The sequence below is a fragment of the Opitutia bacterium ISCC 52 genome (assembly GCA_014529675.2).
Classification (GTDB): Bacteria; Verrucomicrobiota; Verrucomicrobiia; order Opitutales; family UBA2995; genus UBA2995.
Window position 1 is genome coordinate 4446271 of sequence record CP076040.1, and the last position, 16757, is coordinate 4463027.

Here is a 16757-nt window from a genome sequence, read left to right on the forward strand (position 1 = left end):
ACCTCACCGGTCTAGTTGGGGTAACTAAATAGACAGTTTGGGTTGATAGAAGGGAAACCTTGCGTTCTCTTCTCCCACGGCTGCTACCTCCATAGTACCTATTATGAGACGCTCTTTTTGCACTATCCTACTCTGCCTAAGCGCTATTTGCACAGCATCGAATGCTCAGACTCCTGAGTTTTTGGATGTTAACGAAGCCGTGGTCCGGGCCTTGGGACAAAATCTCTCCCTCCGTATTCAAGGAGAAGAAGTCATCCTTACCCGCCAAAATGTTATCATCGAGGAAGCTACCTTCGACACCCGGTTTTTTGCATCAGGAACGCAGCGAGGGAGCCGATCGCCCGGTTATGGAGGTTTTGAAGGTGACAGCGGGCACAGTACTCTAGCTCGGGCCGGTATCGCCAAGCGACTGAATACCGGTGCAGATTTACAGGTCAGTTCCAACTACACGCGCAAAAGTAGCAGTGGTTCCACTCAGATCCTAAATCCCTCTCATACGTCCGACCTATCTATGTCATTGAGGCAACCTCTCTTGAGAGAAGGAGGAACTGAGATGAATCTCCTGATGTTGCAAAACGCCGAGTTGCTTGCCGCGCAAACCGAACTCAATTTGCAGGACCAAGCATTGGTGCTCATGAGTGACACTGAAGTTGCTTATTGGGATCTCGCTTATGCACACGAAGTGAAGAAGGTCAGAGAAGCCAGTTTAGAGGTGGCTAAAAAACTGCTTGAAGAGAACGAAGCTCGCGAAGGGGTGGGCCTGGCCACCAACATTGACGTCATCCAATCCCAAGTATTCGTGGCGACCAGCCAAGAAGCAGTCATTACCGCAAGCGCTCTGATAGAAGACAGCCAGGATCAACTCTATCGGCAAATGGGTTCCAACGAATACCCTGAAGGCCTTGTATCCGTATGCCAACTACCTGATATTTCGACCGAAGACGTTGGGTCGCCTACTTCATTACCTGCAATTCTAGCCAACAATCCGAGATATCGGGCTCAGGAAATCAAGGTTACTTGGTTCGAGAATTTTGTGAGAGCCGGACGAAACTTGATGCTACCTACCGTTGACCTGGTTGCCGGTATGGGATTTTCAGGTTTGGATGATTCATTGGTCGACAGCTACGGGAACACCCTAGAACGGGATGGATACGATTGGACGGCCGGCATAGAATTCAGTATACCCTGGGGACAAAGAGAAGATAAGGCCCAATACCAACGTTCCCTTAGCCTGCTACGACAGGAAGAGCTCAGACTGGAAGATCAGGAACAGGAAGCGAAGGAAACCAATCGCTTCCTTTGGAGAAGATGGGTTTTAGGTCTCGAACGGGTCAGGGCCGCAAAATTATCGCTCGAACTCTCCATCGAGCAATTCGATCGCGAGCAATCGAAATACGAAAGCGGCTTGTCTACATTTCGAGAATTACTGGAAGCCCGGGAAGACCAAGACGATGCCAACCTAAGATACCTCAGCTTTATTCTTGAGGCGATTAAGGCTCAGATTATCAGCAAGGAGTTGGATGCTTCGCTACCTCAGCGCTACGGCCTGTCCTGGGATTCCACCAGCAGCCTGATTTATCCGGAGGAGCCCACAGAAGAATAGCTCGTTTGGATCATTGCCAAATCCTGATGAATTCCAAAACTCCGGAACATGAGGATATTCCTGCTACGCAGTGCTGAAGCAAATCAGAGCAAAAAGGATACACGTCGTAAACTGACGAGTAATGGCATCGAATCTCTGGCGGTCTTAGTAGATTTTCTCAAAAAGAAAGAGCTAGGGGACATCCAAGAAATTCGGCACAGCCCTTATGTTCGCACAACGCAAACAGCCAAACGATTCAAGAAACTCACGGGTATAAAAGCAAAGACACGTGAGACCCCCTTGCTTGAACCTACCGCAGATTTTCGAATCTTGGCTGATTTCATTGAATCATCCAACGAAACGCTTCTTTTGGTCGGGCACCAGGCTCAGCTTGCTCACTTAGGCTCTTACCTCCTTACACGCGAATCCGATTTGGCAATTTTGGACTTAAAACCGGGCGGAATGGCCTGCTTACAAGCCAACACTTCTGAGGAAGAACATGGAGCCTCGGGCTTGGCATGGCAGCTGAGCTGGCAGATTCGCCCTCGCATGCTTTAGTAAGTATGCACGGCCGGTTATTTAAGATCACATGAGGGAAAAACCGATTCTTCCAACTTTGTGTGGTTCATGACCCATTCGACCTCTGATTAAAGGCCTTAATGAATTACTTAAGCTCCTTTAATTTAATAACTTATATAGGTAAAAGGAGTTTCCAATTCGAAGAATCTAGCTAGGGTTAATCCTATAGCTTAACGGGACTTTTCAGGAGACACAAAGGCCCGTTGAGCATAGTTCGTTGAAACTATTGCGCTAATTAAAAAAGCGAACCAGGTAGATCAGTTAATGATTAGATCCTAGCATTGCTGTTGAACCGCTGTCGAGGAAGGCGTTGGAGATGATTGAGAAGACAGCAGGGAGATGATCAGCAGTAAGAGAATTTGGGAGCCTGGTTCGCTGCGCAATGTTTCTGAAAGCCTTCAAAGAATGCGCTATATAAGGTATTTACCCTAATTCCGCTTACACTTAGTAGAAAATCGCAATTTTTTTGGGGAAAATCCCTCTATTTCGTCGACCTGAGGTATTATCGGTTTACTTATTCACAAACTTGGTGCGTATCCTGCTTTAAAATCCTAATAGTCCTTTAACCTGCTAAGATGAATCTTTCTGAAGTTCAATCGAAAGACCTTCCGCGTGTACTCGTCATTGAAGATGAACTTGGCCCAAGGGAGAGTCTCCGTTACCTCCTAGGCGAAGAATTCAAAGTTGATGTGAGTGACCGCGTAGAAGGTGGCTTGGAGAAAATTAGCCAAACTAAATACGATACCATCATCATGGACATTCGACTGCCATCGATGAATGGCATCGAAGGCTTGGCCAAAGTACGCGAGATCGACCAAGAGGTCTCCATCATCATGCTTACCGGCTATGGTAATCTTGAAACAGCCCAAGAAGCTATAAAGCTGGGCGCAAACGAGTACGTTACCAAACCTTTCGATATTCACCGGATGCTGGAGACGGTGAAGAAACATGCCAAGGAGTCGGACCTACGCCGCAAGCGCGGCTTCATGCTGAAGGAAGTCCAAAAGATGAACGACATCCTGAAAGGCCAGTTGGAGGAACGTGAATCCATGGCTTCGTGGGGTAAGGCATCTGCAAGGCTTGTTCATGACCTCTCCTCCCCACTCACTGCCATACTTGGTTACAGCTCTCTTCTTTTACATGAAGTGCAAAACGCATAAGGCTCGGCCGATGTCTCCATGGACAATGCACTCGCTTATGCAGAGACCCTGGAACGAAATGCCAACTATTGCAGAGAACTGGCTCAATCATGGAAAGAGGTCTGTAAGGGAAACAACTCCACGGAGGTGTTCTCGGTTTTAGACGCAGTTCAGAAAGTAAAAGCAGATATCTTTTTTGACGACGAGAACATCATCGTTGAAGGAGACAGCTCTCTCTCCGTCTCTGGAAGCATCACCGAACTACCCCGACTCTTTCAAAACCTTATCCGTAATGGGCTGGAAGCGAAGAATGAGGACTATGTGGAAGAAGTATCGGTTCATGTGAAAATAGAAGCCGCAGATGGCGAGGCCATTGTTTCAGTTACCGACAACGGCTGCGGAATGAGCCAGGAAGTCTGCCAACAAATGCAACAAGGCAACTTTACTACGAAGGGCGACAAAGGCACAGGATTAGGATTTATCATTTGCAGACGTATAGTAGAAGCCCACGACGGAACCATATCAGTTAATTCGGAGGAAGGAACGGGAACTACGATTACCTTTTCCTTGAAGACATGGACACCCAATTAATGAGTCAGCTCCACGTTTGGGATAAAGTTGATGATTTAGAAGTAATCCCAGGAGACCACATCGAGCCGGCCATGAGTAGGACGACTCGTGAAGTCCCGTGCCTTCTGAAACCGGCTACTCGTGAGAGCTTGATTGAGGTGGTCTCCATCGCCAGGGAACGAAAGATCCGCATCTACCCTGTCAGCTTAGGGAAGAACTGGGGCTATGGTGCTCACTTACCCGTGGAAAACGATTGCGTCATCGTTAGCCTGGAAAAGTGGAAAAAGATAGGGCCCTGCGATCCCGAATCCGGAAAGATCTATATAAAACCGGGTGTTTCCCAGATCGAACTCTACAATTACCTGGAAGAACACCATCCAGAATTCACTTACAATGTGACGGGTGCAGGAAGCGATACCAGGATCATCGGCGGCTATGAAAACGTTACGGATCGTCTAAAGTCAGACTATCAGGAACGAGTCGATGAGCTGGACACTATTTTTAATACCCTCGGACTGATTCTCTCCCACGAGCTTCGCAATCCGCTCGTTTCGTTAAAGACCTTTGCTCAACTCCTTGGAGTCAAAGACAAGGATGCTCCTCTACCAGCCGACTTTGTTTCCACCATCCAAACGGAAGTGGAACGCCTAGAAGGTGTTGCCGACGATCTCTTTGGCCTCAACGACATGGGGAAGCAAACCATCGAGTCCACCGACATACGGATGATCATCAATCGTATCGTCCAGGATCTCGACCACAACATCGTCACCGTCAAGTTTGGCAAAAACGTAAACCCTTTCCAGGGTGATGCCATCAAGCTGGAAGAGGGACTCAAGGACATGATTCTTCACATGTATGAATCGCTCAAGGAGGACGGGAGTTTAGTTATCCTCGTAGAAGGAAAGCAGACCAAAGGCACCCAAATCACCGTACGGGGTGGTGGCATCGAAGAAGAGAAGACCTTTCCCAATTCAAAAACCAAATCCCAGCCGGAAGCGATCAGCCTCAAGTTCTTCAAAGCTTGCCAGACCATTAAAAAACACCGCGGTCTCGTTAAAATACGTAAAAGCAAAAACGGCTACGACCTCCAGATCCTCATCCGCGAACCCTCCTAGAGAGCCTTGCCCGCCTATTTTTCTTTGACTCACCGTCGGAACCCCTTTCGCTAGGCAGGTTTTTCAAATCATGGCAGAAATTTCCAAAGCTTACGATCCTTCCTCCGTCGAATCCAAGTGGTACGAGCGTTGGGAAACGCAAGGAGCCTTCAAAGGGCAACGCGACGAATCACGCGATCCTTACGCGATCATGATTCCTCCACCCAATGTAACCGGCATGCTGCACATGGGGCATATCCTGAACAATACCTTGCAGGATATGCTCATCCGTCGAGCTCGGCTGGAAGGGAAAGCAGCCCTCTGGCAACCAGGCATGGACCACGCCGGAATCGCCACCCAAACCAAGGTCGAAAAAGAGATTCGCAAAGACGGACTCCATCGTCGCGACCTGGGCCGCGAGAAATTCGTAGAAAAGGTCTGGGAGTGGAAGGACAAACACGGTGGCATTATCCTCAACCAGCTACGCAAACTCGGTGCTTCCTGCGATTGGGATAGAACTGCTTTTACCCTCGATGAAGGTTACCAAAAAGCTGTCCTCACCGCTTTTGTAAAGCTCTACCAAAGAGGTTATATATATAGAGGGCTGAGAATGAGTAACTGGTGTCCTGCCAGTCAGACTGCACTGAGCAATGAAGAGGTCATCATGAAGCCTCAGAAGAGTAAGCTCTGGAAAATGCGCTATGAACTGGTGGAACCAGCCACTTCAGCCGACGGCAGCCCACTCACGCACCTAGACATTTCGACCACCCGTCCAGAAACAATCATGGGGGACTCAGCCGTCGCCGTTCACCCGGAAGACGACCGTTACAAACACCTCGTCGGCAAGATGATCTACCGGCCGTTTCCGAAGGAGCCCATTCCCATTGTTGGAGACGAAGCAGTTGAGAGAGAGTTTGGCACAGGTTGCCTGAAGGTGACGCCAGCGCACGACGCCGTCGACTTTGAGATTGGTAAACGACACGACCTGCCAGTCATCGATGTATTTAATCCCGATGCTACTTTAAACGAGCTGGCCGGAGAACCGTTCGTCGGCATGGATCGATTTAAGGCACGAAAAGTCGCCATCCAATTGCTCGAGGAGCAGGGACTCTTGGTAGCGACAGAAGACTACGAAAACAACGTAGGCTTTTCAGAACGAGCCGATGTTCCCATCGAACCGCGCCTGACTGAACAATGGTGGTTACGCTATCCAAAAGTCGACGAAGCCAAGCGAGTCGTTGAAGCAGGTATTATAAAGTTCCACCCCAAACGCTGGGAGAATGTTTACCTTCACTGGCTGAACCATGGTCAGGACAACAATATCGACTGGTGTCTAAGTCGCCAACTCTGGTGGGGTCACCGTATTCCTGTATGGTATAAGAAAGGCATCGATCGCAAAGAAATCGACCTCAGTAATCCCGACCACATTCACGTTTCAGTCGAAGGTCCAGAGGATCCGGAAAACTGGGAACAGGAAGAAGACGTTCTCGATACCTGGGCCTCTTCCTGGCTCTGGCCTTTTGCCACTCTCGGTTGGCCCAATACTTCAGAAGATCTGCAAAAGGATCTCGAATTCTTCTATCCGACCAGTGTGCTTTGCACGGGCTTTGATATCATCTTCCTCTGGGTCGCACGCATGATCATGGCGGGCCTCGAGTTTATAGGTGATGAAGAGAAGACACTCACGGATGAACAGTTGCGTGAGCGTATCCCTTTCAAGGACGTCTACATCACCGGACTGATTCGGGATGAGAAAGGTCGGAAAATGTCCAAGTCTCTTGGCAATTCGCCGGACCCACTGGATCTCATTGCCAAGTATGGCGCCGATGGCGTTCGCTTCGGTATCGTAAATATCGCACCGAGTGGCCAAGACATTCTCTTTAGCGAGCAACGCATTGAGATTGGTCGTAATTTCTGTAATAAGTTGTGGAACGCCTGCCGCTTCCGCCAAATGAGTGGTGAGAGTTTCGACAACTCCTCCATCGAGGCGATTCTCCAACGAATCGATGGCAGTCTGTTTGATGACTACGATCACTGGATTCTCCATCGACTTCTGGAAACCAATCAGCGCTTGGCCGATTCTTTTGACGCCTTCGAGTGCAACCAGGTTACTCACCTGCTCTACGAATTCTTCTGGAGTGATTTCTGCGACACCTATGTGGAAGTCTCCAAGTCGAAGCTCATTCAGGACGGGTTGAAAAACAATGTTCTGGCCATCCAGGACCTGGTTATTCGCCAGCTACTTCTAATGCTGCAGCCACTCACTCCGCATATCGCCGAAGAGCTGTGGGGGCAACTCGGCTACAGCAAGGAAAGCGCGCTCCTTCAGCACAATCAGATTGAATCGACTGATCAATTGGAAGGTCTTCTTAAGGACCAGTCTGTTTCTCTAGACAAGGAAGCAGCAGGCAAGGTCGATCGCCTGGCAGAAATCATTTCCAAGACTCGTGCCTTAAAAGCTGAATACAACTTGGCTAGCAAAAGGGATGTTTCGTTCTTCTACAAAGCAAGTGAATCAGCAGCTGCTCTGATTGAAGGGCACATGGACTCTCTATTGAAGCAGATCGGGGCTGAAAAAATGGAAGCCACTGCCGAGGACAAAGACCTCCCGGCCAGCGTCTCCGAGCTTGGAACCGTCTATATCGACTTGAGTAGCAGTATCGATGCGGATGCCGAAAAAGATCGTTTAAACAAGGAGTTGCAAAAGCTGCAAAAGGCCATCGCTGCAGGTGAAGGCAAGCTGAAGAACGAAAAGTTCATCAGCAATGCTCCGCCCAATATTGTGGAAGGTGCCAAAGCACAACTCGCTGAATCTGTTGCCAAGAAAGAAGAACTGGAAAAGCTCTTGGCCCGCCTTGGATAATCGGTCGGACATTCCGCACCCTTGGTAAAGATTACTGGGAATCTCGCTTGCTAAAAAATCCGGAGGCGCGGCTTTACCCTTCAAGCTTCTTTGATCTAGCATCTTGTATATGAATAGAAACCGTCTTGGAAGTAGTCCTATTGTGGTGTCTGAACTCTGCCTCGGCACCATGACCTTTGGAGGCAGTTGCGACGAGGCAACCGCTCATAAGATTATGGATCGAAGTGTGGATGCCGGTATCGACTTCTTCGATACCGCCGAGATGTACCCTGTCCCACCGAAGAAGGAATGGGTCTATCGCACCGAGGAAATTATTGGGCGCTGGCTCAAAGGAAAACCCAGAGACTCTCTGATTATCGCCAGTAAGGTAACAGGAGCAGGGCATGCCTGGTTTCGCCCTCCCGTGCGCAACGGGATGACCGCCCTCGACCGGCGCCATATCCGCACAGCGATAGAAGGTAGTCTTAAGCGCTTACAAACTGACTACATAGATCTCTATCAAACCCATTGGCCCGACCACGACGCTGGCTATGAGGAAACGCTCGAAGTACTCACTGAGCTGATCAGGGAAGGAAAAGTCCGAACCATTGGTAGTAGCAACGAAAACGAGTGGGGAACCATGAAGGCTCTCGAAGTTGCAAAGTCTAAAGGGTTCAATCGCTACCAAACCATCCAAAACAATTTTAGCATCAACAATCGCCGTTTCGAAGATGCGCTGGCAGATATCTGCACACGGGAAAAGATCGGTCTCTTACCTTACTCCCCACTCGCAGGCGGTGTGCTGAGTGGTAAATACCAGGATGGAGCTCGTCCGGAAGGGCGCAGGTTCACTTTCTATCTGACGGAAGGAGATGAACGGCAGAAAGTTATGGCTGCACGGTTTGTAAATGACCGCAGTCTAGCCACCACAGCTGAACTTGTGCACGTAGCACAGAAGGAAGGCATCACCCTTCCGCAACTCGCCTTAACCTGGTCTAAACAACACGATTTTGTTCCATCGACTATATTTGGTGTCAATAACCTCGAACAATTAGAAGAGAACCTGAAGACTGCTGAGATGGTCCTATCCGATGACGCTCTCAAAGCAATCGACGAGATCTCACACAAATATCCCTACCCAATGGGCTGATTTTTCATCGCACTACCCAAAAATTATGAAAGCTCTTTCACTTCTTTTTTGTCTCTGCTTCTGCGCATTAGCGATGGGCGCAGACAAACCCAATATTCTCTGGATATCAGCAGAGGACCATGGTCCACACCTCGGCGCCTACGGCGATGAGTATGCAACTACCCTCAATCTGGATGCCTTTGCCAAGAAAGCTTACCGTTACAACAAGGCCAGCTCAAATGTCCCTGTATGCGCGCCGGCCCGCACGACCATTATCTCTGGCATGTACCCGCCATCCACTGGCAGTCACCACATGCGATCCAGAGTGCCAGCTCCAGAATGGTTAACATTTTACCCTGTTTACCTTCAAGAAGCGGGCTACTACACGAGCAACAATTCGAAGGAAGACTACAACCTAGTCACCGACGACAAGGGATGGGATGAATCCTCGAACAAGGCACATTGGAAAAATGCTCCAGAGGGGAAACCGTTTTTCTCCATTTTCAACTACACGAAAACACACGAGAGCCAGATTCGTAACGACAACGCGAATCCGCACCACGATCCAGCCAAAGCTCCGCTACCACCCTATCATCCCGATCGAATCGAAGTCCGGAAGGATTGGGCTCAGTACTACGATCGCCTGACCGAAGCGGACAACTTCTTCGCCATGCGAATGAAGGAATTGGAAGAGGCCGGCTTGGCCGAGGACACCATTGTCTGGTACTGGGCTGACCATGGCTCCGGAATGCCGCGCAGCAAACGCTATGCGGGCTGGAGCGGACTGCATGTCCCGCTCATCGTCTATTTCCCTGAAAAATGGAAACACCTCGCCCCCAAAGGTTATGCTAAAGGTGGAGACACAGATCGCTTGGTCGGATTCATCGATTTTCCAGCCACCCTGCTATCATTGGCTGGGGTAACGATTCCCGATTATTATCACGGCCATGCATTTGCCGGTGATCAACAAACAGCCAACCCAAGATACTCTTATGGATTTAGAGGCAGGATGGATGAGCGCCCTGACTCCAGTCGGATGATCACCGACGGACGCTACTATCTGATTCGTAACCACTACACCCATATACCTCACGGACAGTATGTCCTCTACCAACAACGCACGCCCACTACGGCCGTGTGGAACCAGATGTTTAAGGATGGGCAGTTAAACGAAATTCAATCCCAGTTCTGGAAACCGCATCCCCGAGAAGAATTGTTCGACCTGGAAAATGACTACCACGGCATCAACAATCTCGCAGATTCCAAGAAGCACCAGTCCATAAAGAATCGCCTAAACAAAGCATTGGATGATCACCTGACTCGAACTGCAGATCTTGGATTCATTCCCGAACCGTTTATTCAAGCACAAGCCAAGGGTGGCGAGGGCGTCTCACCCGTTTCATCCGGAAGAGAGATGCTGAAGAATGCACCCGGCTTTGGAGTGTCCATTCTAAAAGAGATCAACCTCAGCCAAGATTTTGCCGCAAAGCTCAAACATCCCTATTCACCAGTCAGGTATTGGGCTCTCATGCAAATGTTGGGGACAAGCGATCAGCCCGTTTATGCTTATAACGAACACTTGGTGGTGAACGCTTTGAAGGACCCGGAACCTATCGTAGCCGTTGCAGCTGCTGAATGTTTGGGAACCCATGCTACAAGAAAAGCACACCAAGAATCAGCTGTTAGCACTTTGATGCAGTATGCCCAATTTCCCGGCAATGAGCTCTTCCTGACTGTGCACGCTCTAAATGCCTTGGAGCACTTAAGAAACCAGGGAGTAGAACTTCCTAAAGAAGCTGCTGAGCTCACACAGAAGCATCCGGATATTCCACGGATTTTTGACTACTACCGTCCGCAGATTATTGAGCGTTTCTAGAAATCACTGTCTCGCCAGTTTCCGGTGAGCGCCTTCCAGGTGTTAGCCAAGTTTTTCTTCCCGTAGTAGATCCATCGCACCCGGAGTTTTACTTCCAAGTCATCTTTATCAGAGTCAATCGGTAAGCGCTCGATGCCATGAGCGAACAACAAACCGAAATCAAAATCCCCTGGGATGTTTCTTAGAAAATTGTTCTTCCGGGGAAACCAACCGATACCCGGTGAAATGAGAAAGGCATCACTGATCCCTCCGTCAAAGCGGTCTGTCTGATATTCAAACTCCAAGGAGTAACGCCACTCACCTCTGGGCGTATAAACAAACGCCGGACTGAAAGAAAACGTTGAGAGCGGTTCGGGAGCCACATCCGCGTCGTGAATGGGATTTTCAGCAATCCAATCATACTTGATCTGATTGATAAATTGCCAGCGAGGTAGGGATGGCGGTGAGTAAACCGTTACGAGGAAAGGTTCGACTCTCAGATACTGGTCACGCAAATCATCGGTAGGAATTTCCTCGAGAGATACTTTTGCTTTCGCCCCAAACGCAAAGGCCCATTGATCATCGATAAAAGAATTCAACCGTTGCTTAAATCCAAGTCCGAGGAATCCCAGACTGCTTTCCGAAGGCGACTCAAAGGGGTTGGGCAGGAAAGTGGTACTCGATAGGGAGACTTCTGTGGTTGGGGTCAGTCCGTAACGGGCTTCTAAAGGCATCCTCATGTAGGACTCATCCAGCAAGTCTCACGCTTTGATGTTATAGCGAAATGACCAGCGATTGGGTTTCGCCGTAATAGGGAGCTCACTGTCAAACAGGGTCGTGAAAAAGCGTGTCGCCTTTTCCTCTTCATAGGTGTGATACAACGCCGGTAATTCGTAGGCCTCCACTTTGTCCCTACCAACCAGGCAGCTTGAAACAAGCAACATTCCGGCAAAAAACAAATAGATGGACGAAACTTGCTTCCAAGCGAGTCTCTTCTTTCCCCAAACGCCAAGTGATGTAAATCGAGGTATCACAGCTTCGAACTCTTAGAGTCCTATGACTGTAGCTGAACTCGATTGGGAGAATTCAGAGTCTTTTTACAACGCCGCTTAAGAAGGCTACCGATCTTCCAAAGCTCTGAAAGCCGCTTTCTGAAAGGCTTTGCGCACGGGTGAGTTATCTCCATTATTGAATCCACGCCTCTGGATCATCAGGATGTATATCGTTTGGTTTACGGGATCAGCCCAGCTCTGTGTACCGTAAGCACCCCCGTGACCAAAGGTGCCAGGCGACAACATAGCAGTGACTCCCTGCGGCTCCTTAACCACCTGAAAAGCTAGCCCCCAACTCATCCCTTCCGTAAAGCCAGTCTTGATGTCACCGGTCTGAGTACGGGTCAGTTCCGCTACCGATTCTTCAGATAAAATCCGACGTCCTTCATAGATGCCTCCATTCAGCATCATTTGATAAAACCGCAGGAGATCATCCGCTGTGGAAAACAATCCACCCCCTGGTTTCACCGTTCGCTGGGTATCCGACAGATCCCCTTTCACGAAGTGCACCTGGACCTCGGTCAGTTTTGGAACCTCATCATTTTTCAGGTAGGACTTGGCCAGCTGCTTCACCTGGTGCTCTGAAGGAAAAAAAGTAGAGTTGGCCATGCCCAGTGGATTAAAAAACCGCTCCTGCAAAAAGTCCTCAAACCGCTGGCCTGATACCACTTCAACAACCCGACCTACCACATTCGTTCCAGCCGTACTATACTTCCAACGACTACCTGGTTCAAACTCCAGCGGTCGTTGCGAAATCTGAGCCACCAACTCAGCCAGTGAACTCCGGCTTCTTGGCTCATCTACATTCGGCACTCCCGCAGTATGAGTCAGAATATCCAATAAGGTAATCTGTCTAGCAGGTCTTTTTAGAGTCATCGCATCCTTAGATTTCTCATCAATCATCCAAAGGTCTTTAAACTCCGGTAGATTCGTCTCCACCAAATCATCTAAGTTCAACTTACCTTCCTCAACCAACAACATCAGCGCTGCGCCAGCCATCGGCTTGGTCATGGATGCGATCCAGAACATATCTCCGGTATCCATCGACCTACCCGATGCCAGATCCGCACCCATCGCTTCAAAACTGATGACCTCCCCTTCCCTGGCAACCAAAGTGACTGCTCCGGAAATTTCTCCAGACTCGATGAACGGTTCCACCGCCTGCTTGATGGCAGACGAAACCATGTCTCCTTTGGAGATCAGGCCAGATGCAATAAAGACTAAAATGAATGATAATGTACGCATGATTATTTGGAATAGTTGCTCCAGGCTTTTTCGATTCGCTCCTTCACCGGTTTTCCATCGTGAACGAAGATTCTAAATTTCATCTCTGAAGGAACCCCGGGTTCAAGGCTCCAGGCGTGTTCCTGAACGGGTACCCAATTATAAAAGATTCTGCCATCGTTGCTCGTCTCGGGCCAAATACGTTGGCGTTGCGGCGCGTCAAGATTGTCGGGATGCCCCATGATAACAATGGTGGCATCTCCGGAATCTACAGGACCATACATGGCACACCAGCGAGCCCGGGTTTCGTGGCCGTTGTTACGATCTTTGCCTTCAGAGGTCAGATAATTACTATTGGTTTTATCCCAATGATAGGGAGCACGGTAAGCAAGCGGTCCACCATAACGGTAAGCAGGCAATTCAAGGGCGTGGTCACTAACATTGGTTTGTACTGTTTTGTGATCGATGCTATATAAGCGCGGTGTCGCCCTAACCAGGATACTGAAGTCTTCCTCCAGGATGACTTCTTCAGGATGACCATCTTTTGCCAATGCGACGTGGTGCTGACGAACCGTAAAACCTGCGCGTTTATCATTGTTGAGGATCTTCAACGTTTTGACGTAGCGAATCGTGGCGGTCTCTTCCTTCAAATTCCAGAAGTCTAGATTGCGTCCATTATGGTAGGTTTCTACCCAGGCATGCCAAAGACCCATATGGTGGATGTGATCAGCTGGATGAATTCCAGTGACCGCTCCACCCGAAGGAGCATTTATGGGATGGATAAAACCATTGCGTTCAAAGTACTTGGGCTGCCCGTCAGGAGGAGGCATATGCGCTTTATGGTATACCAATACTGTTCCCCCATCATTGGTGATTTCAATATGGGTATCCGTTTCCTCAATACTTAGTTCAGCGAGAAGAAAACAGGGGAAACAAAGAAGAATGAGTAAGCTTACTTTTTTCATGGGACAATTTTAGAGGCGATCTAGTGACCGAATAAATAGCACCAAGGATTCAACATCCTCGTCGGATAAAATACCTTTGTACGGAGGCATGCCTGCTTCGGTGCCATCGAATCCTTCAAGCATTTTTGCTGTGGGATCTAAAATGGATTCCCGGAGATATTCCTCCATGGCTCTGACTTTCGTTCCATCGATCAGTTTGCGGTTACTTCGATAAAGTCCCTTCCAAGTAGGGCCGCTTTTACCTTCGGTACTCCCGTCCAATGAGTGACATCCGATACAACCATACAAAGTCGCTAGCTCTACGCCGCGAGCCTCAGAAACAATGGCCTTCTGCGTCGTGAGATCCCTCGGTGTCGGCTCGCTCGCAAACAGTTGACTGAATGCTACCGGTTTAAAGCTATGGTCTCTTAGAGAAACCTGAGGAAGTTCATTCGCAGTAAAGTAAACCGAGGCCCAATCTCCAAATAAGGTGTGCTGAACTTCCAGCTGCATGGTCTTGGTCATAGCGTCTATAGCTATAAACACGGATTTTCTGTCTTCTGATAAAAGAATCGAATGCACATAGCGCGAGTCTGCACCCGGGGTGCCATCTGCCTTATATTGAGCTGAACCGTAACTTTTTGCCCGCTGATACTCCCAAGAGCTCACATTATAATTGGCGGGATCTTGAGCGACCTGTGGATCCAACTCCTCCGAGAACGACAACAAGACGCCTTCCTTAAACAATTCGGCATTCACGGGCAACTCATCGCTTTTCTCTATAACCCGTAATCGGCACAAGCCTTCAAGACGAGCTGCGAAACTATCCCAGATTTGAAACCCAACCATATAGACCATACCATCGGCCGGGTTTATTGCTCCTTTGAGGAGAGGTACTTCAAATTCAAGATCCAAAGGCACGCCTGCTGTTTGAACTACGTCTCCAGACTCCGGGATGAAAATCTTAAAAACACTCGGTTTCTTGTACTCTATATAGAGTATAGAATTTGCCAATGCACCCATCCGTTCGTCTCCCATCCAAAGGGGATCGATGCCGGATTGGGCCACACGATGAGGAATCCACAAGGCAGCCTCTTCTGGAGGGGTATCGTCAAAAGGAGCTCCTGGCTGGTAACCTAAGAAACTCCCTTCATTGACTACATGAAACGGGGTCGTCGGAACATAATTGCCTTGCTGGTCGCTAGCCACGATCAAGTTTCGGCCTGGGATCGAATTTACAAAACCATTCCGAAACCCATAGGCAAAATAATCGACCTTCTTGCCATTGGCAGAGATTCGTAAGACACGACCACTGTGCGGCGAAGGATACTGAGACTGCTGACCACCTTTACTGATGACCCACCCACCGTCATCCAAAGGAGCCAAGCTATGGGCGTAGTCCCGCGTTTCAGCACTTTGTAGGAAACGATTGCAGAACATCCGGTAAAAATCCGTCTCCCCATCACCATCGTTGTCTTCCAAGACTGTGATTCCCAAACGACTATAGATGTAGATTTCCTCTCCCTTTATTCGTACGCTACACGGCTCGTGGAATCCTGCTGCAATTTTCTTCCAGATGACCTCATCATCAGACGACCCCATACCGGATATCCGATACACATCACCGTCATAAGTAACAGCGACCGCATCCCCATTCGGATAAAAATCAATTCCGTAGGGCCGTATACGACGTTCCCAGGGGTTTGGATAAGGAATAGGCAAATGATCTACCGCGTAAGCCCCTTGTGCATCTCCGAGATCAAATTCGGTAGTTGCCGGTTCAGGCCAGCGAGGATCCGATTTTGTCTGATTGAACAAAAAAGGTGAAAAAACGGGGTACTCATCGACTATCTGCTCAGTAGGATAAGCAGACATTAACAACTGTAGGGCATCATTACCTGGAGACGATTGTACCAAATGAGGACCGGCCGATCCTTCAGAGACAACCATACTCACCTGTTGTTTTACACCTTCCAATAGGACGGTTCGAAGAATGACAGGCTCCCCCGCAACCTGCTCCACCCTAAAGTGCTCTCTCACGGTTCCACCAAACAAGGAGTAGTGTAAGACGGCGGAGTCACCTAAATCTTCTATCCCTACCCATTCTCCGTATTCCGGAGGAAGTGGTCCACGCCCCAACTCATTTTCATCCTGCCATCGTGGCCGGGGGTCTTCATAGCGTTCCTCTCCAGTCTTAAACCAACCGGGATAGAGTCCAGTGGAAGCAATCACTTTGCCTTCCGGCTTGGGCAGCTGCTTTTGTCCTGACCCCATTTTTTTCAATGGCACTGGATAGGAACGTATCGCCAATCCATCGTGAGTCAGGAAGTCGCCTTTCCAAATTCCAGCCACCCTCAGCAGCTCCGTATCAAAGCACACAAAGAGGTCGTCTTCCAATGGCAGAACCACCGCGCGAGGACTTAAATTATCGGAAGTTCCTTCAGGAGCAATCCCACGTAAATCCACCGTCGCTTCCTGAAAAGGAAAATTCTTATCCAGAAATTCCGTGTAGAGAGGACTGTCATCACGAAGGTGGTAGGTTGTCTGGGCCAAAAGACCCAGAGGAAGAAAACAAATCAGTAATAAGGTGCGCATCGCCTATAAAGAAATCAGTGCTTTGACGGAGTTGTTCCGACAAACGAAGTGAGGACAAGACCGGGCTGGGAACCAGAACCGGACCAGTGTCGACATTGACGACGATTGGACGCGGGAGCGCACATGCGTGCGTGACCAAGTTCAAGAGGAGG

Annotated in this window: 13 protein-coding genes; 8 read left to right on the plus strand and 5 right to left on the minus strand. The window is 49.1% G+C overall.

The window, feature by feature from the left end; genetic code table 11:
- The first annotated feature begins 103 nt into the window (after positions 1-103).
- The 8 genes from GA003_19210 (at position 104) to GA003_19245 (ending at position 10811) form a co-directional block, all read left to right on the plus strand.
- The gene (locus tag GA003_19210; protein ID QXD28102.1) at positions 104-1603 is read left to right on the plus strand and encodes a TolC family protein; all 1500 of its coding nucleotides are present in this window, start codon (positions 104-106) and stop codon (positions 1601-1603) included.
- Between the two features lie 48 nt (positions 1604-1651).
- Positions 1652-2140 (plus strand): phosphohistidine phosphatase SixA, encoded by a 489-nt coding sequence (gene sixA / locus GA003_19215; protein QXD28103.1) that lies wholly within the window; start codon positions 1652-1654, stop codon positions 2138-2140.
- A 596-nt stretch (positions 2141-2736) separates the two neighbouring features.
- Positions 2737-3321, plus strand: coding sequence for a response regulator (locus GA003_19220; protein QXD28104.1), 585 nt, complete (start codon positions 2737-2739; stop codon positions 3319-3321).
- A gap of 18 nt (positions 3322-3339) precedes the next feature.
- Positions 3340-3891, plus strand: coding sequence for a HAMP domain-containing histidine kinase (locus GA003_19225; GenBank protein ID QXD28105.1), 552 nt, complete (start codon positions 3340-3342; stop codon positions 3889-3891).
- Positions 3876-4985 (plus strand): FAD-binding protein, encoded by a 1110-nt coding sequence (locus tag GA003_19230; protein ID QXD28106.1) that lies wholly within the window; start codon positions 3876-3878, stop codon positions 4983-4985. Before GA003_19225 ends, GA003_19230 begins: the two co-directional genes overlap by 16 nt.
- Before the next feature lie 70 nt (positions 4986-5055).
- Entirely contained in the window at positions 5056-7827 is a 2772-nt protein-coding gene (locus GA003_19235; GenBank protein ID QXD28107.1) for a valine--tRNA ligase, read from the plus strand.
- Between the two features lie 109 nt (positions 7828-7936).
- Complete coding sequence (locus GA003_19240; protein ID QXD28108.1) at positions 7937-8956, plus strand: aldo/keto reductase; 1020 nt, start codon at positions 7937-7939, stop codon at positions 8954-8956.
- A 25-nt stretch (positions 8957-8981) separates the two neighbouring features.
- Positions 8982-10811 (plus strand): sulfatase, encoded by a 1830-nt coding sequence (locus GA003_19245; GenBank protein ID QXD28109.1) that lies wholly within the window; start codon positions 8982-8984, stop codon positions 10809-10811.
- Here GA003_19245 and GA003_19250 read toward each other — a convergent pair.
- The 5 genes from GA003_19250 to GA003_19270 all read right to left on the minus strand — a co-directional run bounded on the left by GA003_19250 (position 10808) and on the right by GA003_19270 (position 16605).
- Positions 10808-11524, minus strand: coding sequence for a transporter (locus GA003_19250; protein QXD28110.1), 717 nt, complete (start codon positions 11522-11524; stop codon positions 10808-10810). The genes GA003_19245 and GA003_19250 overlap by 4 nt on opposite strands.
- 27 nt (positions 11525-11551) lie before the next feature.
- Positions 11552-11824 (minus strand): hypothetical protein, encoded by a 273-nt coding sequence (locus tag GA003_19255; protein QXD28111.1) that lies wholly within the window; start codon positions 11822-11824, stop codon positions 11552-11554.
- Positions 11825-11908: 84 nt separating this feature from the next.
- The gene (locus GA003_19260) at positions 11909-13087 is read right to left on the minus strand and encodes a beta-lactamase family protein (protein ID QXD28112.1); all 1179 of its coding nucleotides are present in this window, start codon (positions 13085-13087) and stop codon (positions 11909-11911) included.
- Between the two features lie 2 nt (positions 13088-13089).
- Positions 13090-14031 carry a PmoA family protein gene (locus GA003_19265; protein ID QXD28113.1) on the minus strand — a complete coding sequence of 314 codons (942 nt, stop codon included), beginning with the start codon at positions 14029-14031 and terminating at the stop codon, positions 13090-13092.
- Between the two features lie 9 nt (positions 14032-14040).
- Complete coding sequence (locus GA003_19270) at positions 14041-16605, minus strand: cytochrome c (GenBank protein ID QXD28114.1); 2565 nt, start codon at positions 16603-16605, stop codon at positions 14041-14043.
- Between the last annotated feature and the right edge of the window lie 152 nt (positions 16606-16757).